The following is a 268-nucleotide window of genomic DNA, read 5'->3' on the forward strand; positions in this document are numbered from 1 at the left end:
TGTCCAGCGCCGTGCTGCCGTCGTCATCGATCAGCACCGCCGTGACCGAGTCCGGCGCCAGCACGATGCTGCCCTTGGCATCGGCGGCCGAGTTCAGCAGGTGGATGGTGCCGCGCGTGCGCGTGGTGGTCGTGGCCAGCGCCACGCCTTCCTGGCGCACCTGGCGTCCGGCCAGCGTCACGTCGCCCTCGGCCGCCACGATCAGGCCGGTGTTGCGCGCCAGGCCGCCGTCCTGGTTCGCCGCCAGGCGCGGCGCGATCTCGTTGCC

1 protein-coding gene is annotated in these 268 nt (G+C 73.5%); it reads right to left on the reverse strand.

Annotated features, from left to right (window positions below; genetic code table 11):
* On the reverse strand, positions 1 to 268 hold a 268-nt coding region (locus tag AC6LJ9_RS30810), incomplete at both ends, for a hypothetical protein (RefSeq protein ID WP_498150482.1).

This window comes from Achromobacter sp. 1011811831, assembly GCF_059760905.1.